General features: G+C 74.0%; 18 protein-coding genes and 3 pseudogenes. 16 read left to right on the top strand and 5 right to left on the bottom strand.

Going from position 1 to position 23,027, the window contains the following annotated elements:
* The first annotated feature begins 16 nt into the window (after positions 1–16).
* The 8 genes from QMF80_RS13320 to QMF80_RS13285 are packed head-to-tail and all read left to right on the top strand — an operon-like array spanning position 17 to position 9,185.
* Complete coding sequence (locus QMF80_RS13320; protein WP_283452799.1) at positions 17–1,288, top strand: aminotransferase class III-fold pyridoxal phosphate-dependent enzyme; 1,272 nt, start codon at positions 17–19, stop codon at positions 1,286–1,288.
* Positions 1,285–3,507 (top strand): hypothetical protein, encoded by a 2,223-nt coding sequence (locus tag QMF80_RS13315; RefSeq protein ID WP_283452797.1) that lies wholly within the window; start codon positions 1,285–1,287, stop codon positions 3,505–3,507. Before QMF80_RS13320 ends, QMF80_RS13315 begins: the two co-directional genes overlap by 4 nt.
* On the top strand, positions 3,507–4,703 hold the full coding sequence (locus QMF80_RS13310; protein WP_283452794.1) for a M16 family metallopeptidase: 1,197 nt from the start codon (positions 3,507–3,509) through the stop codon (positions 4,701–4,703). Before QMF80_RS13315 ends, QMF80_RS13310 begins: the two co-directional genes overlap by 1 nt.
* Entirely contained in the window at positions 4,700–5,572 is an 873-nt protein-coding gene (locus QMF80_RS13305; RefSeq protein WP_283452793.1) for a hypothetical protein, read from the top strand. Before QMF80_RS13310 ends, QMF80_RS13305 begins: the two co-directional genes overlap by 4 nt.
* A 1-nt stretch (position 5,573) precedes the next feature.
* The gene (locus QMF80_RS13300) at positions 5,574–6,665 is read left to right on the top strand and encodes a nucleotidyltransferase family protein (protein WP_283452791.1); all 1,092 of its coding nucleotides are present in this window, start codon (positions 5,574–5,576) and stop codon (positions 6,663–6,665) included.
* A complete protein-coding gene (locus QMF80_RS13295) occupies positions 6,662–7,615 on the top strand; it encodes an ABC transporter ATP-binding protein (protein WP_283452789.1) in 954 nt (317 codons plus the stop codon). The genes QMF80_RS13300 and QMF80_RS13295 overlap by 4 nt, the downstream gene beginning before the upstream one ends.
* Complete coding sequence (locus QMF80_RS13290) at positions 7,612–8,379, top strand: ABC transporter permease (RefSeq protein ID WP_283452786.1); 768 nt, start codon at positions 7,612–7,614, stop codon at positions 8,377–8,379. The genes QMF80_RS13295 and QMF80_RS13290 overlap by 4 nt, the downstream gene beginning before the upstream one ends.
* 8 nt (positions 8,380–8,387) lie before the next feature.
* Entirely contained in the window at positions 8,388–9,185 is a 798-nt protein-coding gene (locus tag QMF80_RS13285) for an ABC transporter permease (RefSeq protein ID WP_283452784.1), read from the top strand.
* Here QMF80_RS13285 and QMF80_RS13280 read toward each other — a convergent pair.
* The 3 genes and pseudogenes from QMF80_RS13280 to QMF80_RS13270 form a co-directional block, all read right to left on the bottom strand.
* The gene (locus tag QMF80_RS13280) at positions 9,166–11,559 is read right to left on the bottom strand and encodes a tetratricopeptide repeat protein (protein ID WP_283452782.1); all 2,394 of its coding nucleotides are present in this window, start codon (positions 11,557–11,559) and stop codon (positions 9,166–9,168) included. The two genes, QMF80_RS13285 and QMF80_RS13280, sit on opposite strands and share 20 nt — an antisense overlap.
* Before the next feature lie 288 nt (positions 11,560–11,847).
* Entirely contained in the window at positions 11,848–12,519 is a 672-nt protein-coding gene (locus QMF80_RS13275; protein ID WP_283452780.1) for an RICIN domain-containing protein, read from the bottom strand.
* Between the two features lie 164 nt (positions 12,520–12,683).
* Positions 12,684–12,956: pseudogene (locus tag QMF80_RS13270) on the bottom strand (hypothetical protein); the annotation flags it as partial.
* Positions 12,957–13,730: 774 nt separating this feature from the next.
* On the opposite strand from QMF80_RS13270, the pseudogene QMF80_RS13265 reads away from it, so the two are divergent.
* Positions 13,731–14,709 (top strand): annotated as a pseudogene (locus QMF80_RS13265) (LacI family DNA-binding transcriptional regulator).
* Between the two features lie 56 nt (positions 14,710–14,765).
* Here the strand turns inward: QMF80_RS13265 and QMF80_RS13260 are convergent.
* A complete protein-coding gene (locus QMF80_RS13260; RefSeq protein ID WP_283452778.1) occupies positions 14,766–15,017 on the bottom strand; it encodes a hypothetical protein in 252 nt (83 codons plus the stop codon).
* Positions 15,018–15,030: 13 nt separating this feature from the next.
* Between QMF80_RS13260 and QMF80_RS13255 the strand changes: the two genes are divergently transcribed.
* The 7 genes and pseudogenes from QMF80_RS13255 (at position 15,031) to QMF80_RS38290 (ending at position 21,810) form a co-directional block, all read left to right on the top strand.
* Complete coding sequence (locus QMF80_RS13255; RefSeq protein ID WP_283452776.1) at positions 15,031–15,891, top strand: ABC transporter permease subunit; 861 nt, start codon at positions 15,031–15,033, stop codon at positions 15,889–15,891.
* A gap of 419 nt (positions 15,892–16,310) precedes the next feature.
* Entirely contained in the window at positions 16,311–17,120 is an 810-nt protein-coding gene (locus tag QMF80_RS13250; RefSeq protein ID WP_283452774.1) for a DeoR/GlpR family DNA-binding transcription regulator, read from the top strand.
* Between the two features lie 172 nt (positions 17,121–17,292).
* Positions 17,293–18,342, top strand: a complete 1,050-nt coding sequence (galT, locus tag QMF80_RS13245; protein ID WP_283452772.1) for a galactose-1-phosphate uridylyltransferase — start codon at positions 17,293–17,295, stop codon at positions 18,340–18,342.
* Positions 18,339–19,523 (top strand): galactokinase, encoded by a 1,185-nt coding sequence (gene galK / locus QMF80_RS13240; protein ID WP_283452770.1) that lies wholly within the window; start codon positions 18,339–18,341, stop codon positions 19,521–19,523. The genes galT and galK overlap by 4 nt, the downstream gene beginning before the upstream one ends.
* A gap of 105 nt (positions 19,524–19,628) precedes the next feature.
* Positions 19,629–20,435, top strand: a complete 807-nt coding sequence (locus QMF80_RS13235; protein ID WP_283452768.1) for a DeoR/GlpR family DNA-binding transcription regulator — start codon at positions 19,629–19,631, stop codon at positions 20,433–20,435.
* A gap of 978 nt (positions 20,436–21,413) precedes the next feature.
* Positions 21,414–21,560, top strand: a pseudogene (locus tag QMF80_RS38295) (hypothetical protein); the annotation flags it as partial.
* Positions 21,561–21,651: 91 nt separating this feature from the next.
* Positions 21,652–21,810 (top strand): hypothetical protein, encoded by a 159-nt coding sequence (locus tag QMF80_RS38290; RefSeq protein ID WP_502962836.1) that lies wholly within the window; start codon positions 21,652–21,654, stop codon positions 21,808–21,810.
* 99 nt (positions 21,811–21,909) lie between these two features.
* On the opposite strand, the gene QMF80_RS13225 is transcribed toward QMF80_RS38290, so the two are convergent.
* Entirely contained in the window at positions 21,910–22,965 is a 1,056-nt protein-coding gene (locus QMF80_RS13225) for a chitinase (protein WP_283452765.1), read from the bottom strand.
* Between the last annotated feature and the right edge of the window lie 62 nt (positions 22,966–23,027).

Below are 23,027 nucleotides of genomic sequence, written 5' to 3'. Positions count from 1 at the left end.
AGGTCGAGGAGAACTGATGAACGACAGCGCACACGAGAGCGCACAGGGGCGGTACGCCGCCTCACAGAAGCTGCTGGCACGTGCCGAGCGGGTGATCCCCGGCGGCGTGTGGGGGCACAACAAGTTCCCCGCCGTGTTCGACCCCGCCGAGTACGCCTGGTTCGCCGAGCGCGGCGAGGGCCCCCGGCTGAGGGACGTCGACGGCAACTGGTACGTCGACTACATCTGCGGCTTCGGCACCATGGTCAACGGGTACGCCCGCGCCGAGGTCGACGCGGCCGTGCACGAGCAGTCCCGGCTGGGCGAGTGCCTCAGCCAGGCCACCGGCCGATCCGTGGAGTTGGCCGAGCTGCTCGTGGACACGGTGGACGGAGCAGCCTGGGCGGCCTGGGGCAAGAGCGGTTCGGACGCCACCTGGATCGCCCTGCTGACCGCGCGGGCACACACCGGGCGCACCCTGGTGGCCTGCGTGGAGGGCGCCTACCACGGCTCGCATGGCTGGTGCGCTTGGTGCAACCCGGGCGAGGGCCGCCCGCCCTCCGACTCCCACGACGTGGTGAGCGTCGCCTGGAACGACGTCGAGGGCCTGGACCGGCTGTTCGCCGAGCGCGGCGCCGAGCTGGCCGCCGTCGTCATCACCCCCTTCCAGCACCCGGTGCCGGGAGCCGCCGCGCTGCCGGACCCGGCGTGGCTGAAGGCCCTGCGCGAGCACTGCGACCGCGCGGGAGCCCTGCTGGTCTCGGACGACGTCCGGGCCGGTTTCCACCTCGACATGCGCGGCTCGCACGCCTACTTCGGCTACCGGCCGGACCTGGTGGCGTTCTCCAAGGCGATGGCGAACGGCTGGCCGATCGCCGCCGTCACCGGCACCGAGGCGCTGCGCGAGGCCGCCTCCACCGTCTTCGTGGCCGGCACGTACTGGAACTCGGGCTCCGCGATGGCCGGCGCGATCGCCAACCTGCGGCTGCTGAAGGACGACGGCGGCATCGAGCGGATGCACACCGCGGGCGGGAAGCTGGTGGCGGGCCTGGCCGCGCTCGGCGAACTGCACGGCGTCCCGCTGCGGGTGACCGGTCCGGCCACCATGCCCACCCTCTCCGTGGACGGCGACGAGGAGTTCCTCTGGATGCGCCGCTTCAGCGTCCACATGGCGGCCCGGGGGTCGTTCGTGCACCCCATGCACAACTGGTTCGTCTCCGCCGTCCACGACGACGAGGTCATCGAGGAGACCCTGGAGCACGCGGCGCACGCCGTCGTACGGACCCAGGAAGAAATGGTCGGCGGGTGAGCACCTTCACGATCTCGGGGAAGCTGGACGCCGACCGGCTGCTGGCCCGGCTCTCGGGCGCGGCCGACGGTCTGACCGTGACCCCGGCCGGCGACGGGCTCACCGAGGTACGCGCCCACGGCCCGGGGCGCGACCTTGCACTCACCGTCCCCGACGGACTCGCCTGCGACGCGTCCTGGTGGGCGGCCTCGGTGGTCCGCCGGGAGCTGCGCCGGGTGCCCGACGCCGACGCGTGCGCCTCCCCCGGCCTGGAGTCCGTCCTGCGCACCGGCCTGTGGCGGCATCCCGACGCGCCGCCCGGCCCGGTCGACGCGGCCGGAGTGGTCCTGTTCAAGCCGGGGATGGCGGTGGGCGCCACGACGCTGCGCGAGCTGGCGCGGCGGCTGGCCGACTGCGGCTACCGGGCGGACCGTGCGCGCGTACTGGAGGACGAGGAGATCGTCGGCGGCCGCCTGGCCGACGACCACTACCTGCCGCACACCGAGCTGGCCCGGCGCGGGACGCTGACCGCCGAGGAGCGGATCGCCTTCCTACGGGTGTACGACCGGCCCGAGTTCCGCGACCGGTTCGGTGCCCGGCCGCAGGACCTCGCCGTGGTGTGCGCCTACGACCTGCTCGTGGGCGGACGGCTGTCGGTGGCGAGGCTGGAGGGGTGGAGCACGGCCTCGGCGGAGCAGCACGGGCTCAACAGCGGTGCGGTGGACGGCCCGAACGAGATCGGTGACTGCCTCTTCGTCAACGTCTACAAGGATCCGGCGCACCCGGCGGAGCCGGCCGTGGTCGTGATCAACCCGCACATGCCCGGTGTGCTGGGGCAGTTGGAGGACACCGGCCACCGGGCGGTCGCCGTCCTGGTGGCCCCCGCGGGGGCGCGGCCACTGCCCTGGGCGCGGGTGCGCCGCGAGTTCTGCGGGGTCACCGACCCGGCCCGGGCGCTGCCCGGCAGCCTGCGCGGAGACGCGCTGGCGGGCCTCTACCCGCTGAGCGGTCCCGCGGGCGAGCCGGTGCGCCGCACCAACAACGGGGTCCACCTGAGCAACGGGGCGATCGAGGCGCTCCAGGACGCGCGGACCTGGTTCGGGCTGCGACCCGACGGGACCGCCGCCGGGCAGGCGCTGCGGGCGTCCGGGCTGGCCCCGGACACCGTCCTGGCCCGCCCGTTCCTCGAACACGGCGGGCGGCGCCGGGCGGTGGCCACCCTCACCGACGGGCTCGGGGCCGAGGCGGCGGCCGCCGCGCTGACCGCCGCCCGCCTCTGCGAGGTGGACGATTTCCCGGGGAGCGCCGAGAGCGTCCGCCGGGTGGACATCGCCTGGCGGCTGGCCGGGGAACTCGGCCGGGAGCCCGGCGCCGTCGCGGTGCTCGCGACCGGTTCGGTGGGCCGCAACCGCGCCTGCCCGGACTCCGATCTGAACCTGCTGGTCCTCGACCGGCCGGAGCCGGGCGCCGCCGGACGGCCGGCGACGCGGCGCACGGTGGACGGGGTGGAGGTGTCCGTCGAGCACCTCACGCTGGACGAGGCGGAGCACCTGACGCGCGGGCTCGACGACGAGGCGGCCGACTCGTTCGACGCGGCCTCGGAGCGGCTCGGCGCCGCCGCGCGGCTCGGCGGGCTGGTCCTGCTGGACCCCGAGGGGCACGCGCCGCGCCTCGCCGAGCGGGCCGCCGCACAGCGCGTACCGGCCGCCCTGCTGGCGGAGGCCCTGTCCGCGGTGCGGCGCCGGGTGGCGCCGGGGCGAGGGGCGGGCGACGGGCCCGGTTGGGACGAGGTCCGGGGCGCCGCCTACGACCTGGCCCGCCTGGTGCTGGCCACCGGGCCGACGCGTTTCCACAAGGCCAAGTGGGTTCCGGCCGATCTCCGTTCGGCCGCGCGGCCGCAGCTGTGGGACGTACTGCGGGAGGCCTGGCAGCTGGGCGAGCCGGACGAGGAGCGGGTCCGGGCGGCGCTCGGGGAGGCGGGCGCGGTGACCGGGGCCGACCACCGCGCCCTGGCCGACGCCCGCGGCCTGCTCGCCGCCGGACAGCTCGCGGACGCCCTGTTCTGCGCCCGCTTCGCGGCGGCCGTACCGGGCCCCGGACCGCGTACGGGGGGTGCGCCGCCCGCCGCGCTCGCCGAGCGGATCACCGCGCTCTGCGCGCAGGAACTCGAGCGGGCCGCCCACCTCGGCCGCTCATCCCTCTCCCGCCTCTCCTCCCTCTCACCCCAAGGAAATTCGTGATGATCCCTGTCGATCGGATCCCCCTGGTCCTCGCCGTCGACGAACGGCTGCGGACCACCAGCATCTGCGTCGGCGTGGCGTACGGATCCCGCCACGATCCGGCGGGCCGCGGCGGTCTGGCCCACATGCTGGAGCACCTGCTGATGTCGGCGCCGGTGACCGGCGGCGCCCCGCTCGTCCAGCACATCGAGAGCCGGGGCGGCAACGCCAACGCCGAGACCGGGCTCGAACACATGTTGTTCTACGCGCAGGTCGACGCCGAGGACGCGGACCAGGTCGCCGAGCTGCTGCTGCGCGGGGTGCTCAGCCCGGCGCTGGACGAGGCCACCCTGGAGACGGAGCGCTCCGCTGTGCTCCAGGAACTCGCCGCCGCCGAGGCCGATCCGGCCGACGTGGTCCAGGACGCCTTCCTCGGCACCCTCTTCCCCGGCCACCCGCTGGGCCGCCCCGTCGGCGGGACGACGCGGGAGGTACTCGCGCTCGACCTCGACGCGGTGACGCGCGGCCACCGCGAGCAGTTCCTGGCCGCCCCGATCGCGGTGGCCGTGGTCGGCCCGCGGCTGCCGGGCCCGCTGGCCGGACTGGCAGACGGCCGCTCCGAGGCCGCCGCCGCCCGGGCCGCCACACCCGCCGCGCCGCTGGGTCCGGTCCGGGCCGCCGAGCCCGCCTGGCCGGCGGGCTTCGGCTGGGTGGCCGTCGGCGGGCGCTCCGCCGGACTCGCCGAGACCAACCGCCACCGGTACGCGGTGCTCGCCAACCTGCTGGGGGCGAACGCCTCCTCGGTGCTGTACCGCGAGCTGCGGGTCGCGGCCGGCCTGGCGTACTCCTTCCAGGCGTGGGACCGGGGTTACACCGAATCCGGGGCCTGGCGGGTGCTGATCGGCGTGGACGCCGGCAACGGCCCCGGGGCGGTGGAGATCGTCACCCGCGAGCTGGCCCGGCTGGCGGCCGACGGCCCGACCGCCGCCGACCTCGACGCCGCGCGCAGGCACGTCCGGATGAGCCTGGTCCTGGACACCGAGACGCCGATGGAGCACGCCCGGCTGCTGGCCATGCGCGCGCTGACCCGCCCGGTCCCCTGGGACGTGGCGCGCGAGCTGGACGAGATCGCCGCCGTCCGCGCCGACGACGTACGCCGAGCGGCCGCCGAGCTGAGCGCCGACCTGGTCGCGGTGGTCCGCCCGGAGGCGTCGTGAGCGCCCTGGGGGCGGCGGCCGCGTCCGGGCGCTACCTCGCCGAGGCGGCCGACGCGGGACTGCTGCACCGGGTACGGGGCCTGCGGTACGTGGCGGGGATGCACCACGACCCGCTGCTGGACGAGCGCCGGTTCCTGGTCGAGTACGGCGACGAGGAGCTGCTGGCCGACCCGCAGTGGCTGGCCGGCCTGGTCGACCAGGCCCTCGGCGAGGATCCGCGGGCGGCCTCGGTCGTCGTCCGCGCCCCCGCGTCCGTCCCGCTCGACGATCCCTGGCGGCGCGAGCTGAGCTACCTGTACCACCCGGCCGGCGCCGACGCCCCGGCGACCGGTACGGACGCCGGCTCGGGGCTGCGCGTCCGGCCCGCCGAGCCGTCGGAGGAGGAGGCCGTCGCCGACTGGCTGGTGCGGGCGATGGTGCACGGCAGCGCCGACCTCGGCACCACGGCCGACCCGGCGGTCGCCGGGCAGCTGGCCCGCGAGTGCCTCGCGGCCCCCGGCCGCCACTCGTACGTGGTCTGCCTCGACGGCCGTGCGGTCGGGCACGCCACCCTGCTGTGCGACGCCGAGGACGAGGTCACCGACCGCCGCGCCGTGGAACTCGTCGACCTGCTGGTCGACCTGCCGGAGGGGCCCCGCCGGGAGGCCGCCACCGCGCTGACGGCGGCGGCGCTCGCGCACGCCCGGCGGCTGGAACTCCCCCTGCTCGGGCACGTCGTCCACCCGTCGCCCCGGACCGACGCCGACCCGGGCGCCCGGATCGTCGCCTCGCTGCGCAGCCGGGGCTGGGAGGCCGACCACGTCTTCTGGCGGCGCCCGACCGGCTCCGCCACCGACTCCCCCTCCCGCTCCGAGAAGGGTGCTGCCTGAGATGGACCTGGCCCTGTTGTACGACGTGCTGGACGTCTCCGAGGACTTCGGCCCCGGCTATCTCCTGTTCGCCGCCCGCAAGCAGCACTACACCCTGCCGTACCTGGTCCTGTCCGCGCTGGCCCGCGAGGGCGCCCCGATGAGCGAGGCGGCGCGCGGCGAGCTGGCCCGTGCCCAGCGGCGGGCCGCCCACTACGAGGCGGTCCTGGAGCGGGTGGCCGCCGAGGTGCCCGTCCGGCCCGTCAAGGGCCCCCTGCTGGCCCGCGCCTACCCGCCGGACCTGCTCCGTCCCCAGGGCGACCTGGACCTGGTCACCGTCGGCGAGCCCGACCTGTGGCGGGCGGTCCGGCTGCTCATGGCGGACCGGCCCCGGCACGTGGGCGTGTCCGTGCTGGGCGCTCCGGAGCGGCACGTGGTGGTGACCCTCAGCGGGCCCGCCGAGGACCCGCTGCTCGATCCGGAGCTGCGGGTGGAGGTCGCCACCGCGGCGCTGGTCGGCGATCAGGGGGCGGTGCCGATCCGGGCGGTCATGCCCGCCGACGTGCTGACATCGAACCTGCTGGCGCTGGCGGAGGAGCGGTTCCAGCGCCCGTTCCATCCCCGTGACGCCATCGACCTCCACCAGCTCGGCCGCTCGGCGGACCTGTCGGCCGGCCTGTCGCCCCCGGAGCTGGTCGCGGCGGCGTCCTTGTACCATCTGGCCCCGGAACTGGCCGAGTTGCTCGCGTACGCGCAGGAGAAGGCACCGCTGGGCGCCCTGGCCCCGCTGGTCGGCGACGCCCTGGCGGCGGCGGCCGACGCGGAGCGCGCGCGCCGCGCCGCCGTGCCCGCCGACGCGCCCCTCGCACCCGGCGCCGAGGCGGCCCTGGCGGCCGGAGTGCCGCTCTACGGCATGCCGCTGCGACGGACCGAGGAGCAGCTCGCGGCGCGCGCCGGCTGGGAGCGGGCCCGGGTGCACCGCTTCGGCGGGGACGAGGCCCTGCTGCTCACGCCGGTCGGGGACTACCTGCTGGTCACCGGGGAGCTGGTCGGGCAGGAGCAGTACGACGCGGCCCTGCGCGAACTCGACGGCCTCGCCGGGGAGTCGGCGTGACGGCGGTACTGACCCGGGCGCTGACCCGCCAGTACCGGGCCCCGAAGACGGGGAACGACGTAAGCGCCCTGGACGGGGTGGACCTGACGGTCGAACGCGGCGAGGTGTACGGCCTGTTGGGGCCCAACGGCGCGGGGAAGACCACCCTGTGCCGGATCCTGTCGACGATCCTGCTCCCCACCTCCGGCACCGCCGAGGTGATGGGCCTGGACGTCGTCCGGGACGCGGGCCGGGTCAAGCAGTCCATCGGCATCGTCTTCGGCGGCGACCGCGGCCTCTACAGCCGGCTCACCGTCCGGGAGAACATCCGGTTCTGGGCCGCGCTGTACGGGCTGCACGGCTCCACGCTGCGCGGGCGCACCGACGCGCTGCTGGAGCGGATGGGCCTCGCGGACCGCGCCGGGGACCGGGTCGACACCCTCTCGCGGGGGATGAAGCAGCGCCTGCACCTGGCCCGCGGCCTGGTCGCCGATCCGCGGCTGCTCGTCCTCGACGAACCCACCGTCGGCATGGACCCGGTCGCCGCCCACGACTTCCGCGCGCTGGTCGGCGAGTTGCGGGAGGACGGGCGGACCGTTCTGCTCACCACGCACGACATGGCCGAGGCGGAGGCGGTCTGCGACCGGGTCTCGCTCGTCGACCGGGGCCGGATCGTCGCCACGAAGGCGCCCTCCGAGATCGGCGCGCTCATCTCACACCACGAGCGGGTGGAGGCGGGCCCGGTGCCCGAGCGGGCCGCCGAGGCGCTCGGGCGGCTGCCCGGCGTGGTGTCGGTCGAGTCGGCGGGGTCCGGCCGGCTGCGGATCGAGACGCGGGACACCGACGCCACCCGAGCGGTGCTGCGGCTGCTGGTCGACGCCGGGGTGACCTCCCTCGCCACCGGCCGGCCGAGCCTGGAGGAGGTCTACCTGCACCTGGTCGGGGACCGGGGGATGGCGGTGAACCCGTGAGGCTGTTCGCCACCGCCATGTGGTTCCAGCTGCGGATGGCCCGCAGCTCGCCGCACACCCTCCAGGTCTGCCTGACGGCCCCGCTGCTGACGGTGGTGCTGATGGCCGTCAGCGACAGCTCGGGGCGCGGGGACCTGTCCGGCTACGCGGTCGTCGCGCCGACCCTGATGTCGCTGTGGCTGCTGGCGCTGTACACGGCCGGCGAGCTGATCAGCGAGGAGCGGGCCCTGGGCACCCTGGAGGGCCTGGTGGCGGCACCGGCCCGGCTCGGGGTGGTGGTGATGGGCCGGCTGTGCGCGGTCACGGCCGTGGGCCTGTTCGCGTTCGCGGAGTCCTGGCTGACCGCCGGGCTGGTCTTCGACCGGTGGATCGGCCTCCCGCACCCTCTGGCGACGGCGGCCTGTGTGCTGGCCACCGGACTCGCCACGGCCGGGACGGCCTCCATCCTGTCGTCCCTGTTCGTACTGATGCCGTCGGCCCGGATCGTGCAGAACACCCTGAGCTACCCGTTCTACCTGCTGGGCGGGGTGCTGGTCCCGGTCTCCTACCTGCCGGAGTGGCTGCGGCCCGTGGCCCGGCTGGTGTTCCTGTCCTGGTCCTCCGATCTGCTGCGCGACTCCCTCGCCACGCCGCCCGTCGACTCCCCGCTGGTCCGGCTCGCGGCGATCACCGTCCTGGGCGCGGCGGGAGCCGCCCTGGGTCTGGTGCTGCTGGGGCGGGTCCTGACCACGGTGCGCCGACTGGGCACCCTCAACCGGGCGTGAGGTCCGTCATGTTCGTCCAACAGCTGCGGATCGTCGGGTACAGCGCGGCCAACGCCTATGCCGACCTGCGGGCCATCTACACCTGGAAGACCTGGACCTTCGGCTGGCTCGGCCGGATGCTCGCCCAGGTGACCTTCTTCACCCTGCTCGGGAAGGTGGTGAGCGGTCCGTCCGGCACCGAGTACCTGGTCCTGGGCAACGCCCTGATGACCTGTGTGATCGAGTCCCTGTCGGTGGTGGCCTCGTCCAGCTGGGAGCGGGCGGCGGGCACGCTCAGCCTGCTCGCCGCCTCCCCGGCGCGGATCACCTCGGTGTTCGTGGGGCGGAGCCTGCAGTGGCCGGTGAGCGGGACGGGCACCTCCGTGGTGGCGCTGTTCGTGCTGGGTCCGCTGTTCGGCCTGGGCTGGGAGCCCGGTCAGGTCCTGCCCGCCGTCGGGCTGGTGGTGCTGACCGCGCTCACCTCCTACTTCTTCGGGCTGTTCCTGGCGGCGCTGGTACTGAACGCGAGCGGTTTGCGCAATGTCGTCTCCAACGCGGGCTACCTGCTGATGATGGCCGTCTGCGGAGTGCAGGTACCGGTCGCCTACTGGCCGGCCTGGGTGGGCGGGGCCGCCGACGCCGTGCCGCTGACCCACACGCTCGCGGCGCTGCGCGCGCTGGTGCGGGGGGACGGCGCGGTCTCGGTGGCCGGGCACGCGGCGGCCGGCGCCCTGGTCGGGCTGGGCTGGCTGGCCGCCGCGCACGTGGCGTTCGGCCTCCAACTGGTGCGCGGACGCAGGGCGGGGACTATCGACTTCGCTCCCTGAGCAGGACGGCGCCGTCCGACGGCGGGGTCCTTTCGCCGTCCGACGGCGCCGTCCGACAGGGCGGGAGCGTGGCGAGGCGGATACGGAGGTCCTGGGCGCGCGGATCGCCGAGGTCGTCGTAGAGCGCCCAGGCCGTCAGCCAGGCCCGGCGTGCCTGCGGGATCCTGCCCTGGGCGGCGAGGCAGGTGCCGAGCTGGTGCAGGGCGTGGGCGCTGCCCGCGCGCATGCCCGTACGGCCGTGGAGTTCCAGTGCCCGGCGGTAGCAGTCCTCGGCGCCCGCGTGGTCGCCCCGCTCGCGGTGCGCGGTTCCGGTGAGCGTCCAGGTCGACGCCTGCATCCACAGGGAGCCGTGGGCGCGGTGCAGTTCGAGGGCCAGGGAGAGCGGGGCGAGCGCCGCGTCCGGGCGGCCCTGTACGAGGTGCGCCTCGCCGATCCCGGCCAGTGCGCACGCCGCGCCCCAGGTGTTGCCCGTCGCCGTGAACAGTTCCAGGGCCCGTTCCACGTGACCGGCCGCCTGGGCCGCGCGGCCCTGCCGCACGCAGGACATGGCGTACCCGAGCAGCACGCCGCCCTCGCCGGCCCGGTCTCCGGCGTCGGCGAACAGCTCCAGGGCGCGCTGGTAGTGCCCGTCGGCGGCCTGGTGCTCGCGCAGCCCGGCGCGCGCGCTGGCCAGTACGAGTTCGGCGCAGGCCTCGGCGAGCGGCCCGGCGTCCGCGTCGGCCTCGGCGGCCTGCCGGGCGACGAGGCCGGCGTTCAGCTGGTCGACGTGGTGGTGGCGCAGGAAGAGGAACGCCCAGAGCGAGTACGGAAGTTGCCAGGCCACGGCGCTGCCCGCGGCCCGCGCGGCCCGGGCGCAGGCCAGTAGGTTCACACGTTCGGTCTCGCACCATTCCAGCGCGTCGGCGGTCGAGCCGAAGGGCAGCGGCTCGCACCGCTCGGGTGGCGGATCCACCGGCAGGCGGTGGCGTCCCTCGCCCAGTAACTGGTCGCCGGCGGCCTCGGTGGTGTGCAGGTACCAGGCGAGCGCCCGCCCGACGGCGTCTGCGCGCGTCCGCGCGGTCTCCTCCGCCTCGACGCGTTCCCTCGCGTACTCGCGCAGCAGGTCGTGCATGCGGTAGCGGCCCGGCTCGACCTCGGCCACCAGGTGGGCGGCGTGCAGCTCGCCGAGCAGGCGCGCGGCCGTCTCGGGGGCGTCTCCCAGCAGTGCCGCGGTGGCGCCGACCCCCGCGACGGCGCCCGGGTGGAGCGCGAGCAGCCTCCAGGCCCGCGCCTGTTCGACCGGGAGCCTGCGGTAGGACAGGGCGAACACCGACCGCACCGTCGTCCCGGCCTCCCCGGGCAGTGCCAGGGCGTCCAGCCGAGTACCCGCCCGGCCGAGTTCGGCGGCCAGCGCGGGGGCGGCGGCCAGCCCCTGCTCGGCCATGCGCTCGGCGGCGATCTGCAGGGCCAGCGGGAGGTAGGCGCACCGCTGGGCGATGACCGCGAGCACCTCGTCGGCGTCGTCGGACCCGGCGGGTGCGTCCGCCGCGGCCTGCCCGTTCTCGGCGGCGGGAGCCGCGCGCCGGCCGAGTTCCCGGCGCAGCAGGAGCACGGCCTCGTCGGTGGCCAGCGGGTCCAGGCTCAGGCGCAGCGCCCCGTGCCGGACGCTCAGCCCGGCCATCCGCCGGCGGCTGGTCACCAGGAACAGTCCGCTCCCGGCGGCGGGCAGCAGCGGGGCCACCTGCGCCACCGAGTCGGCGTCGTCGAGCAGCACGATGACCCGGCGCTCGGCCAGGGCGCTGCGCAGCAGCGCCATCCGCTCGGAGGGGTCGACGGAGACGCCCGGGGTCAGGGGTCCGAGGGTGCGCAGCAGCCCGGCGGCGACGTCGCCGGGTACGGCGGGGAGGCCGGCGGGGCCGTGGGCCTGGAGGTCCGCGAAGAGCGCTCCGTCGGGGTAGGAGGTGCTCAGGCTGCGGGCCAGGGAGACGGCGAAGGTGGTCTTGCCGACGCCGCCCAACCCGTCCAGCGCGATGACGGCGGGCCCACGGTGGCCGGCCAGGAACGCCTCGACGCGGGCGAGCTCTCCGTGCCGCCCCCACATCTGGCCGACGGCGGGGAGCTGCGCGGGTACGGGCCGCGCGGTCGGGGCCCGCGCCCCGGCGCCCTCCGTCCCCTCGACGGCCTCCGGCCGCCCGGCCGGTTCCAGCGGTCCGACCGTCGTCAGCAGCCGGGCCAGCTCGCCGTCCGTGCCCATCGTGTGGTCGCACAGCCGGGCCAGTTCGAGCGACGGCATACGGGATCCGTTCTCGATGCGGCTGAGATAGCCCTTGCTGTAGTGGACCAGTTCCGACAGCCGGGACAGCGACCAGCCGCGCTCCAGGCGAAGGGTTCGCATGCGCTCTCCGACTAACACCTGTGTGCCCCCGCATTGTTCACGGTCGGCCGGACCGCCTGGCGGACCGCCCGAAAATTCACCCTACGTCCACTCATGGAACGTCCGGGAAGGAGCATCCCGTGAACAATGTATGGCCCAAGTAAATGCCGCTGCCCAGCGGCGAAACCGAGCCATGCAGGGGGCCAAAGTAGCCAAGTCCGGCGCGAAACGCACGGATTGGGCGCGCCGGCTCACCCGTCGTGGTGCCTCGCGGCGAGGACGTCGCCCCGGCCACCCGCGCGGTGCGCGTCAGCCGGCCGGGGCCGTGCGGAAGGTCCAGGTCTGGTTGCTTCCCGTGGTGGGGCGGTAAGCGCCTACCGGGGCGCCGTCCGCGTGGGACTCGCCGGTGACGTCGACGAGGGCGCCGGTCGCGCTGTTGACCAGCGTGTACTGCCCGTCTCCGGCGGTGGACAGCATCCAGCGCTGCTGCGGCGACGGGTCGGGAGGCAGCAAGGACAGGCCGTCGCCGGCGACGTCGAGGGCCCGGCCGCTCCTGACGTCCGTCAGGCGGTACGAGGCCGTGCTGCTCCAGTCGCCGGGCACCGTCTTGGTGAGGACCCACTGCTGCGCGGGGTCGCGCTCGTCCGGCGCGCGCTGGACGACCGGGGTGTTCCCTCCGGCCGTGGCGACGGCGAGCGCCATGCCGCTGCCGGCATTGACGAGGAGGCGGGGAGCGGTCGAGGAGGAGGCCGTGGCCCCGGTGTTCACGCCGGTCGCGCCCGGCAGGACGAGCGTCGTGACCGAGTTCGGCCCGACGGTCACGGTGAGGCGTTTGCCGGTGGTGGCGAGGTCGGCGTCCCGGTGGAGGTTCTTGGGCGCGTCGGTGGTGTAGCGCTTGACCGGTACGGGGGAGACGTTCTGGAAGGCGCTGAGGTCCAGGGTGACGGCCCGGGCGGTGTCGGTGGAGTTGGTGTGGACCACGACCGCCCCCTGGCCACCCGGTCCGACCGCGGCCAGGGTGGCGGCGTCGTCCGTGGTGATCGCGCGGGCTCCCGGCCGGAGGAAGGGGCGGCGCCGGAGACGAGGCCGCTGTTGGTCATGAAGTACGGCGGGGAGTCCGAGAACGCCTCGAAGGTGTCCGCTCCCCGGGCCTTGGCCGCCTTGAGCCACCAGTGCTGGTTGGGGTCGGCGTCCGGGTTCCAGTGCGCCGGGTTCTCGGGGTCCCACCAGTCGGGGGTCTCGGCGCCCGGACGGTTCCAGTGGCCGGGGACAGCGGCCCCGGGGCGCATGTAGGGCTCGGTCTCCGGGCTGTCACCGCCGCCGATGTCGTACCGGGCGACGGTGAAGCCCAGGCCGCCCGTCCCGTAGAGGGCGTCGGCCGGCCGGTCGCGCTGGGCCTCGGGCCAGCCGCCGGTCACCTGGGCGAACCAGGCGAGCGAAGTGCCCCAGCCTCGAACGGCTGCTGCTGGTAGCCGGGGTCGAGGCGGACGGTCGCTCCCGCCGGTCCGGTCGCGGCGGCGGGCGGTGACTGCGCCCCGCCGACGAGCGGCGCGGCGACGGTCAGTGCCGGGACACCGAAGGCGGCGCGCCGTCGGCGTCGCGGGCCGGTGGGCGTTCTTCCGAGGACGGGCACACTGCTCTCCAGTCGTGTGGGGATGGTGGGGATGCAGAGAGGCGGACGCCGACGTGGACGCCGACGCCGACGTGGACGGGCGGTGTCGGGGCCGGGGGTGGTGGCGGGCATGCCGGATCCGGGTCACCCTTCGGCGGGGGAGTGGCGGCGCGGTCGCCGACGGCGGTCGGGCTGGGAGCGGGGCGAGAGGTCCGTAGCGAGCGGGGCGGTCCGTAGCGGGCCGGAGCGGAGCCCGGCTGCGTTGACACGCATGTTTGCGTTAACATCGCCAGTTGAGGAGAGTCTCGAAGCGCCGCGGGCCGGTGTCAAGGAAACTGACGAGTAGGGCGCAGGGCGGGCGGAAGGCGGGGAGGGGGTCGCCCCCAGGTCCGGGCAGTCCCCACCCGTTTCGTCGGCCGTTTCCCCCTTGGCCCGATCGTCCCGTGATGTCCAGCGATAACATCCACAGGGGCTACTGCCCAGTCTGCTGTTCAGAGCCCGGTTCGGAGCTCCGGTTCACATGCCGCGCGAAGTCGGAACAAGAGCGTCACGATCCCGTCCGCTACGGCAGTCACCTTCCATGGCCGACGTCGCCGCCATGGCGGGGGTCTCGTCGCAGACCGTCTCCCGCGTGGCCAACAACCGGGACAATGTGGACGCTTCCACTCGTGAACGGGTGCTGGCCGCCATGAAGATGCTGGGCTACCGGCCCAACACCGCGGCGCGGGCGCTGGTCACCGGGAGGTTCGGCACGCTGGGCGTCATCAGCTTCGACATCAGCGCGTACGGCAACGCCAGGACCTTCGCGGCGATCTCCGACGCCGCCCGCGAAGCCGACCTGTTTGTGAACTTCATGGGCGCGCGCACAGACCGGAGCCGCCGTCCGCCAGGCGTTCCAGCAACTGATGGTCCAGTCGGTGGACGGCATCATCCTGATCGAGTCGCAGATCCTCGACACCCCCGAACTGCGGCTGCCGTCCGCCGTTCCCGTGGTCTTCGCCGACGGCGACACCGGCCACCGCTACGCGAACGTCGACATCGACCAGGCCGAGGGGACCCGCAGTGCCGTCGCGCACTTGCTGGGGCTCGGGCACCGCACGGTCTGGCACGTGGCGGGACCGCGGGATTCCTATGCCGCGCGGCGTCGGGCCGAGGCGTGGCACCGCTCGCTCAAGGACGCCGGCGCGGTCGCCCCGCCCCTCTTGTACGGGGACTGGTCCGCCGCCTCGGGGTACGAGGCCGGACGCGCGCTGGCCGCCCGCCCCGAAGTGACGGCGATCTTCGCCGCCAACGACCAGATGGCCCTCGGTGTGATGCGCGCGCTGCACGAGGCGGGGCGGCGCGTGCCCACTGACGTGAGCGTGATCGGATTCGACGACATCCCGGAGGCCGCGTTCTTCCCCGCTCCCCTTACGACGGTCCGGCAGGACTTCGACGCCGTGGAGCGGCACTGCGTCACGCTGCTCCTCGAACAGATCGGCGGGACGGACACCACGCGTCAGGCGTCCGTCGCACCCCTGCTGGTGGTGCGCGACAGTACGGCGCCCCCCGCGGGCTGAGCGGAGCCGCGCGACCCGGCCCCGGTGCGCCCCGCCCCGCCCGCCGCTCCCGCGCCTCAGGCGGTCCGCGCCTTCGCCGCCCGCGCGGCGCGGCGCCCCGCCGCCACGGGACCGAAGGTCTCACGGTCGTCGAGGAAGCCTTCCAGGGCGAACGTGGCGGCGCCGAGGCTGACGGGGTTGTCCCGCACGGTGCTCAGCTGGAGGGTGGGCGCCTGCAGCGTCGCCGGCAGCGCGTGCTCCGCGATGACCTCGCGGGCCTGTCGCAACAGCGGCTCGCCGAGGCGGTCGGCCAGCCAGCCGCCGAACACGAGGGTCTGCGGATTGAGGGACAGCCCGACGCACGTGGTCGACGTCTTCGACCGCGACCCCGCCACCGGTGAGCTCTCCGCCCGCCGCCCCTTCCTCCACACGGGAGAGGCCGGCGTGCCGGACGGACTGGCCGTCGACACCGAGGGCCGCGTCTGGGTGGAGGAAGGGGCGGCGGCGAGGATAGGCGCCCTCGTCGTGGTCCTGGCGCTGTTCGGCACGCTGAACGACAACTTCCTCAGCCTCGCCAACGTTCAGGTCATCGGCGAGGCCGCGACCATCACCGGCCTGCTCGCCATCGTCCAGACGGTCGTCATCGTCTACGGGCGCGTCAATCCCACCATCGCGACACTCGCGGGGCTGGCCGCCTGCAAGGGCGTGGCCCAGCTCGTCTCCGGCGGTCGCGCGCAGGGGTACGTCCTCAACGACCCCGTCTTCGTCTTCCTCGGCCGGGGCAAGATCGCCGGCGTCCCCGCGACGATCTGGATCCTCGTGGTCGTCGCGATGTCCGTGCACGTCCTGCTCACGTACACGGACATCGGCCGCAACCTCTACGCCATCGGAGGCAACGACACCGCCGCCCGGCTGGCAGGCATCAACATCAACAAGTACCTGGTGGCCGTCTACGCCCTCATCGGCATCGTCGCGGCCGTCGCGGGCGTCCTGCTGACGGCCCGGACCGGTTCCGGACAGCCCGTCTCCGGCAGCGAGGGGCTCGAACTGAAGGCCATCACCGCGGCGGCGCTCGGCGGCTGCGCCCTCAAGGGCGGCAAGGGCGGCATCGGCGGCACCCTCTTGGCCGTCGCCCGGCTCGTCGCCGCCGTCGTCATCCAGCAGCGCCGCAGCGGCGAACGCGCCGTCGGACTGCCGCACTGACATCCCGCACACGACGGTGGTCCGCGCCCGAGGGCCGTCCCGGAGGGGACGGGCCTCGGCGGGCTGCCCGCGGACCACGGCGGGGACGGGCCGTACCGGGTGGGTGAACGGCTCGTCCGATCCCGATCGCGGGAAATCGACTCGGAAAGGAAAATTCGGAACGCACCCAATTCCGGGCACGCGCCAGTTCTTTGCCATGCGGTGTCCCGCGGTAGAACCGAATCCCCACGCAACACCCGAGGAAGTACGCAACCCTGTTTCCGGTAACGGCCGTTCATGCGGGCGCAAATCCGCGAAAAGACGTTCTCGGGCCGACAGTCGGGGACCGTATTCCGCCGAGCGGCTCTCCTGTCCCCGGTATTGGATGCAGTGTACAATTTCTGCCATCCAGAATTCGTTGGAGAGCATCGGGTGGAATTGTGACGGAGTCGACACCGCTAGCGGCTCAACGGAGGGAACTGATCCTCGACACGGTGCGCCGCAAGGGGGCGGTGCGCGTGGCCGTGCTCGTGGAGCAACTCAAGGTCTCCGACATGACCATTCGCCGCGATCTGGACGTGCTGGCCAAGGCCGGAGCCGTCGAAAAGGTCCACGGCGGGGCGGTGCGCACCTCCGGCACCACGTCCGACGAGCCGGGCTTCGAAGCCAAGTTCACCCTCGAAGCGACGGCCAAGGCGGCGGTCGCCGACGCCGCGGCCGAACTGGTGAAGCCGGGCAGCGTCGTCGCGATCGCGGGAGGGACGACCACGTACGCCGTCGCGCACCGGCTGCGCGACATCGCCGGGCTGACCGTGGTGACCAACTCCCTGCCCGTGGCGGAGTTGCTCCGGCCGTCCGGGAGGGAGGAGGGGCCCGACGGGCCGACCCTGCTGGTCACGGGAGGAGCCCCCACCAAGTCGGCCTCGCTGGTCGGGCCGTTGGCGGATCAGGCGATCCGGTCCCTACAGGTCGATCTGCTGATCGTCGGCGCCCACGGCGTCTCCGAACGCGCCGGCGCGACCACTCCCAACCTCGCGGAAGCGGAGACCAACCGCGCCCTGATGTCCGCGGCGACGCGGGTGGCTGTCGTGGCCGATCACAGCAAGTGGGGCGTCGTCGGTCTGAGCCGGTTCGCCGCACTGTCCGAGATCGACTATTTCGTGTCCGACGACGGGCTCGGCGCGCAGGCGCGCGCACTCCTCGGGGAGAACGTGGGCCGCCTGATCCTGGCGAACACGCAGGCGCCGTAAGCGCGTTCCCGCATGACCGGGCCACACGGCTCCCGACGGCCGTGCGGGCCGTCCCGCACGGGCGATCGCACCCAAGGCTCGGACTCGAACGTTGACTTCAGTTGATTCTTGTTTACTCTTGTCGATGTGTGGCTCCCGGAGCCGCCGTACATTCGAGAGACGGGCACGTTCCGTGAAGAGAACCACGACGAAGCTCGCGGACGGCCGCGAGCTGATCTACTACGACCTGGACGACGACGCCGAGCGGGACGCGGTCGACCGGCGTCCGCTGGAGCCCGTCGAGAGCCGGCCGGAACTGCGCTTGGACCTCGCCACCGGTGACTGGGTGACGATCGCCTCGCACCGGCAGGGCCGCATTCACCATCCGCCGACCGACGCGTGTCCCCTCTGCCCCTCCGGGGACGGGCATTACGGCGAGATCCCCGCGGCGCACTACGACGTGGCCGTGTTCGAGAACCGCTTCCCCTCCCTGGCCGGGCGCGTCGGGCGCTGCGACGTCGTGTGCTTCACCTCCGAGCACGGAGCGAGCTTCGCCGAGCTGACCGAGGACCGGGCACGCTTGGTCCTCGACGCCTGGACGGACCGTACCGAGACGCTGACGGCCCTGCCCGGCGTCGAGCAGGTGTACTGCTTCGAGAACCGCGGCGCGGAGATCGGCGTGACCCTCGCCCACCCGCACGGCCAGATCTACGCCTTCCCCTTCGTCTCGCCGCGCACCGCCAAGATGGTCGCCGTCGCGAACGCGCACCGGTCCGCCACCGGGGGGAACCTCTTCGAGGACCTGCTGGCGCAGGCCCGCGCGGCGGCCTCGCGCGTGGTCCTGGCCGGTGAACACTGGACCGCGTTCGTTCCCTACGCCGCCCGTTGGCCCTACGAGGTCCACCTCTATCCCCACCGCCGGGTCCCCGACCTCACGCGTCTCACGGAGGCGGAGCGCGCGGAGTTCCCCGGCATGTACCTGGAACTGCTGCGCCGGTTCGACCGCTTGTTCCTCCGTGAAGGGGCGCTCGCGCAGGCGGCTCCCACCCCGTACATCTCCGCCTGGCACCAGGCGCCGAAGTCCGTCGGGGCGGAACTGGCCCTGCACCTGGAGCTGTTCACGGTCCGGCGCACGGCCGACAAGCTGAAGTACCTCGCCGGAGTGGAATCGGGCATGGACTCCTTCGTCAACGACGTGGCGCCGGAAGCGGCGGCCGAACGGCTGCGGGAGGTCGCGTCATGACCGGGACCCCCGTCCCGGGCAACGGCGAGGACCGCGCGGTCCGCCACGTGGAAGAGGGCTTCCGGCGCGTCTTCGGCGCGGACCCCGACGGGGTCTGGGCAGCGCCCGGCCGGGTCAACCTGATCGGCGAACACACCGACTACAACGACGGGTTCGCCCTGCCGATCGCCATCCCGCAGAACACCCTCGTCGCGGCGAGGCGGCGCCGGGACGGACGGTTGAGACTGCACAGCGAGCAGGGGGAGGGCCCGGTCATCGACCTCGGCGTCGCCGACCTGGTGCCCGGAGCCGTCACCACCTGGGGCGCGTACCCGGCCGGAGTCGTCTGGGCCCTGCGCGAGGCCGGGCACGAGACCGGCGGCGCCGACCTCCACATCGACAGCACGGTGCCGACCGGAGCCGGCCTGTCGTCCTCGGCCGCGCTCGAATGCGCGGTCGCCTTCGCCTACGGCGACCTCTACGGGCTCGGTCTCACGCCGTCCGCGCTCGCTCTGATCGCCCAGCGTGCGGAGAACGGCTTCGCGGGCGTCCCCTGCGGGATGATGGACCAGATGGCCTCCGCCTGCTGCGCCGCCGGCCAGGCCCTGCACCTGGACATCCGGGCCGGGGTCCACGAACAGGTGCCGTTCGCCCCGGAGACGGAGGGGCTGCGCCTGCTGGTCGTCGACACCCGGGTCAAGCACGACCTCGGGGACGGCGCGTACGCCGCTCTGCGGGCCGGCTGCGAGCGGGCTGCCGGCCTGCTCGGCCTGGCGGCGCTGCGGGACCTCTCGCCGGACGACCTGCCCCGCGCCGGGCGGCTGCTTCCCGCGCACCTGGTGCCCCTGGTCCGGCACGTGGTGACCGAGAACGCGCGGGTCGCCGAGGCCGTCGCCCACCTCCGGGCGGGGCTCGTCGCGGCACTGGGTCCGATCATCTCGGCGGGCCACGCGTCACTGCGGGACGACTACGCGGTCTCGTGCGCCGAGACCGACCTGGTGGTGGACACGGCTCTGGAGGCGGGCGCGCTGGGGGCGCGCATGACCGGCGGCGGTTTCGGCGGATCCGTCATCGTGCTGGTTGCCGAGGAGCACGCGAGCGCGCTGGAGACCGCTGTCACCCGAGCGTTCCGCGCGGCCGGGTACCGCGCGCCGCACCTGTTCGCCGTTTCACCGGCGCCCGGTGCCCGGCGCCTCGCATGAGGAGCACCCCGGGCCGGCGGCCCGCCGACGTAGACTGTTCGTTCGTGAGGGTTGTTGTGTGTTTTTCACACCGCACACGGCCGGCAGAGAAGCGGGGACGAGATCGTGACGGACGCGGCGCGCCTTGCACCCCAGCGGAGGGCACTGATCCTCGACATCGTGCGCCGCGACGGCGCGGTGCGCGTGGCCGAACTCGTCGAACAGCTGGGCGTCTCGGACATGACCATCCGCCGCGACCTCGACGTGCTGGCCGGCCGGGGCTCCCTGTCGAAGGTGCACGGCGGCGCGATCAGAGCCTCGGCGACTACCGGGGACGAACCGCCCTTCGAGACCAAGACCGGCCTGGAGTCACGGGCCAAGGCGGCGGTCGCGGAGGCCGCGGCGGCTCTCGTGAAGCCGGGCAGCGTCGTCGCCATCTCCGGGGGGACGACCTCCTACGCGGTGGCGGCCCGACTCCGGGACGTCGCGGGCCTGACCGTGGTGACGAACTCGCTGCCGGTCGCGGAGCTGCTGCGGCCGACGGGAGCGGAGACCGGTTCGGTGGGCCGTACGGTGCTCCTCACCGGCGGCACTCCCACGAAGTCTGCTTCCCTGGTCGGTCCGCTGGCGGACCAGTCGATCCGCTCCCTCCAGGTGGACCTGCTCGTCATGGGCGCCCACGGCGTTTCCGAACGGGCCGGTGCGACGACCCCGAACCTCGCGGAAGCGCAGACCAACCGCGCGCTGGTCGAATCCGCCACCCAGGTGGCCGTGGTCGCGGACCACACCAAGTGGGGCGTGGTGGGCCTCAGCCGGTTCATCACCCTGTCGGAAATCGACTACTTCGTGTCGGACGACGGGCTGGATGCCCAGGCCCGCTCCGTGCTGGGCGATGCCGTGGGCCGGCTGATCCTGGGCGCCACCCAGTCCTGAGGGCTGTCCCGCAATCCGCGGCTGATCAGCGCGCGGCGTCAGATGCGGTGCACCGCACGGCGGAGGATCGTGCTCACGCGGGGCGCACGCGGACGATCCGACAACGCGGCGAGGTGCCGTAGCCGACGTCGCGCGCCCGCGGGGACTACGCGACAGCCCTTGGGCCGTGTCGTCGAAGGAGCGCCGCCCGCCGGGACCGCGGACCGCGGGGCCCGTTCCCAGGAGTCGGCGTTCCCACGAGCAGCCGTTCACCTGAGTTTCGGTTCCCCTGAGTTGCTCCGGCCTCCGGCATGCCCGCGGCGCAGGTGGTGACCGGGTGCGAGGGGGCCGCGTTGTCCCGGCGCCCACCCGGCACGTGCGCGCGCGTGCGGCGTCGGCGCACCCACGCATTCCGCGTGACCCGAGCATTCGACAGGAGACCCGTGACCACCCCGAGCTGTCCGCGACGCGGCGTCGGCGCCCGTTGCACCTGCCCCCAGGACCGGGAGGGCCAGGAGTTCGGCCACCAGCGGATCCGTCCCTACCTCTCCATGGCGCAGCCCCCGGACGAAGCGCCCGCTCCGCCCGCGCACGTACGGGTACCGCGGGACAGCGGGCCGGGAGACGACCGGGACTTCCCGCAGCGTGTCCGTCCTTGCGAGGCGCGGCGCGGGCCCGCGGGCCCGCGAGCGGCCGGACGGTCCGTGCGTCGGCGGCGCGGATCACGGTGGGCGATCGCCGTGGCCGCCGTCGTAGGCGTGGCAGCGACCGCCGCCCTGGTCCACGTGGCTACGGACTCCGGGCGCTCGACGGCTTGCCCCACGGCCACGCTGCTCATCGTCCCGACCGGCGCCCCCTCCCCGGACGCCTCGAACGCCGCGCCGTCGGTCGCACCCAGCTCCTCCGTACATCGTCCGGCTCCGTCCCGGTCCGCACCCGTCCGCCTCGGTCACCGCCCCGCCCGCGGACGGCGCCTCGGCTTCCGTCCCCCCGGGGCCCGTGGGGAGCCCGAGCCCCACTCCGGACGACCCCGCGCGGTCGTCGCCCCCACCGCCCGAAACGCTGGAACGGGGCGACCAGGGGCCCCCGGTGGTCGAGCTGCAAGTACGGCTCGCCCAGGTCGGTCTGTGGCCGCGCCCCCAGCGGGGCCGGTACGACGGGACCACGGAGGACGCCGTCCGCTCCTTCCAGGAGGCTCATCGACCCCGGCCTCGACCCGGCGGACCTCCTCGCCCTCGTGACGGGCCTGGCGCAGGCCTGGACGGGGCGGACGAGCGGCTCGACCACGGACGACCCGGGCGCCGCCTGGCCCCCGGCCCGGCTGGCGCACCACCGCACGACAGTGGTCGAAGCCGTCCGCCGCCTCATCCGGCCACCGCAGCCGCCGGCCCGGTGACCGCGCTCCCGCGCCACCGGGGGCGGGGCGCGCCACCGGGGGCGGGGCGCGGTGGGGCCACAGCGGGGTGGGTGGGGTTTGGGGGTCAGGCCGGGGGGCTCAGCGGCCCTGGAGGGCTTTGACGTTGTTGCCGAACGTCCAGCTCTTCGAGCCGTCCCAGTTCGCGGACCAGGTCATCAGGCCCTTCAGGTCGCCGCCGTACGTGTTCCAGGCCTGCGCCACCAGGCTGGGCGCCATGTAGCCGCCGCCCGCGCCCGGTTGGGCGGGGAGGCCCGGGACCTGCTTGTCGTAGGGCACCTTGATCGTGGTGCCCTGGACCACCAGCCCCTTGTTCAGGCAGTCGGTCTGCGCCGTGAAGCCCTGGACCGTACCGGCGGAGTACGAGTCGCCCGAGCAGCCGTACATGCTGCCGTTGTAGTACTGCATGTTCAGCCACCACAGGCGGCCGTTGTCCGCGTACTTCTTCACGATCGGCAGGTACGCCCCCCAGATGGAGCCGTACGCCACGCTGCCCCCGGTGACGTAGGCCGTCTCCGGCGCCATCGTGAGACCGAAGTTCGAGGGCATCTGGGCGAGCACGCCGTCGATGACGCGGACGAGGTTGGCCTGGGAGGCCGACAGCGTCTTGATGCTGCCGCTGCCGACGAGTCCGGTCTCGATGTCGATGTCGATCCCGTCGAAGTTGTACTTCTTCAGGATCGGCACGACCGTCGCGACGAACCGGTCGGCGACGGCGCTCGAACTCAGGTCGATGCCCGCCGCCGCGCCCCCGATCGACATCAGGACCGTCTGGCCCGCGGCCTTGGCCTGGCACATCTCGGTCGGCGTGGCCACCTTGACCGTCGAGTCCATGCCGTCTTCCCACAGGACGGTGCCGTCCGAGCGGATGACCGGGAACGCGGCGTTGATGACGTTGTAGCCGTGGCTCTGGATGCGGCTGTCGGTGAGGGGGATCCAGCCGAGCGGGGGGTGGACGCCGTTCGAGGCGCCGTCCCAGTTCTCCCAGTACCCCTGGAGAACCTTGCCCGCGGGCCTCGACTTGACGGCGCAGACGTCGGCCGCCGGTGCGGGTGCCTGGGCCGCGGCGATCAGGTTGGGCAACGCGAGGGCGGCTGCCGTACAGGCCATCAGAACGCGTGCGGTGCGACGGAGCATGGGAGATTGCCTCCTGGACTGTGGGGAACCCTGGGAGGTGCGTGGGGTGGTGGAAGACAGTA

It is taken from the genome of Streptomyces sp. G-G2 (genome assembly GCF_030063135.1).
Classification (GTDB): domain Bacteria; phylum Actinomycetota; class Actinomycetes; order Streptomycetales; family Streptomycetaceae; genus Streptomyces.
The sequence above is the reverse complement of the archived record's forward strand: the minus strand, read 5'-3'. Positions and strand labels throughout refer to the sequence as shown.

Coding starts and splice junctions, on each gene's coding strand:
- QMF80_RS13320 (WP_283452799.1), top strand. CDS start 17: ATGAACGACAGCGCACACGAGAGCGCACAGGGGCGGTACGCCGCCTCA.
- QMF80_RS13310 (WP_283452794.1), top strand. CDS start 3,507: ATGATCCCTGTCGATCGGATCCCCCTGGTCCTCGCCGTCGACGAACGG.
- QMF80_RS13300 (WP_283452791.1), top strand. CDS start 5,574: ATGGACCTGGCCCTGTTGTACGACGTGCTGGACGTCTCCGAGGACTTC.
- QMF80_RS13285 (WP_283452784.1), top strand. CDS start 8,388: ATGTTCGTCCAACAGCTGCGGATCGTCGGGTACAGCGCGGCCAACGCC.
- QMF80_RS13280 (WP_283452782.1), bottom strand. CDS start 11,559: ATGCGAACCCTTCGCCTGGAGCGCGGCTGGTCGCTGTCCCGGCTGTCG.
- galK (WP_283452770.1), top strand. CDS start 18,339: ATGACCGGGACCCCCGTCCCGGGCAACGGCGAGGACCGCGCGGTCCGC.
- QMF80_RS13225 (WP_283452765.1), bottom strand. CDS start 22,965: ATGCTCCGTCGCACCGCACGCGTTCTGATGGCCTGTACGGCAGCCGCC.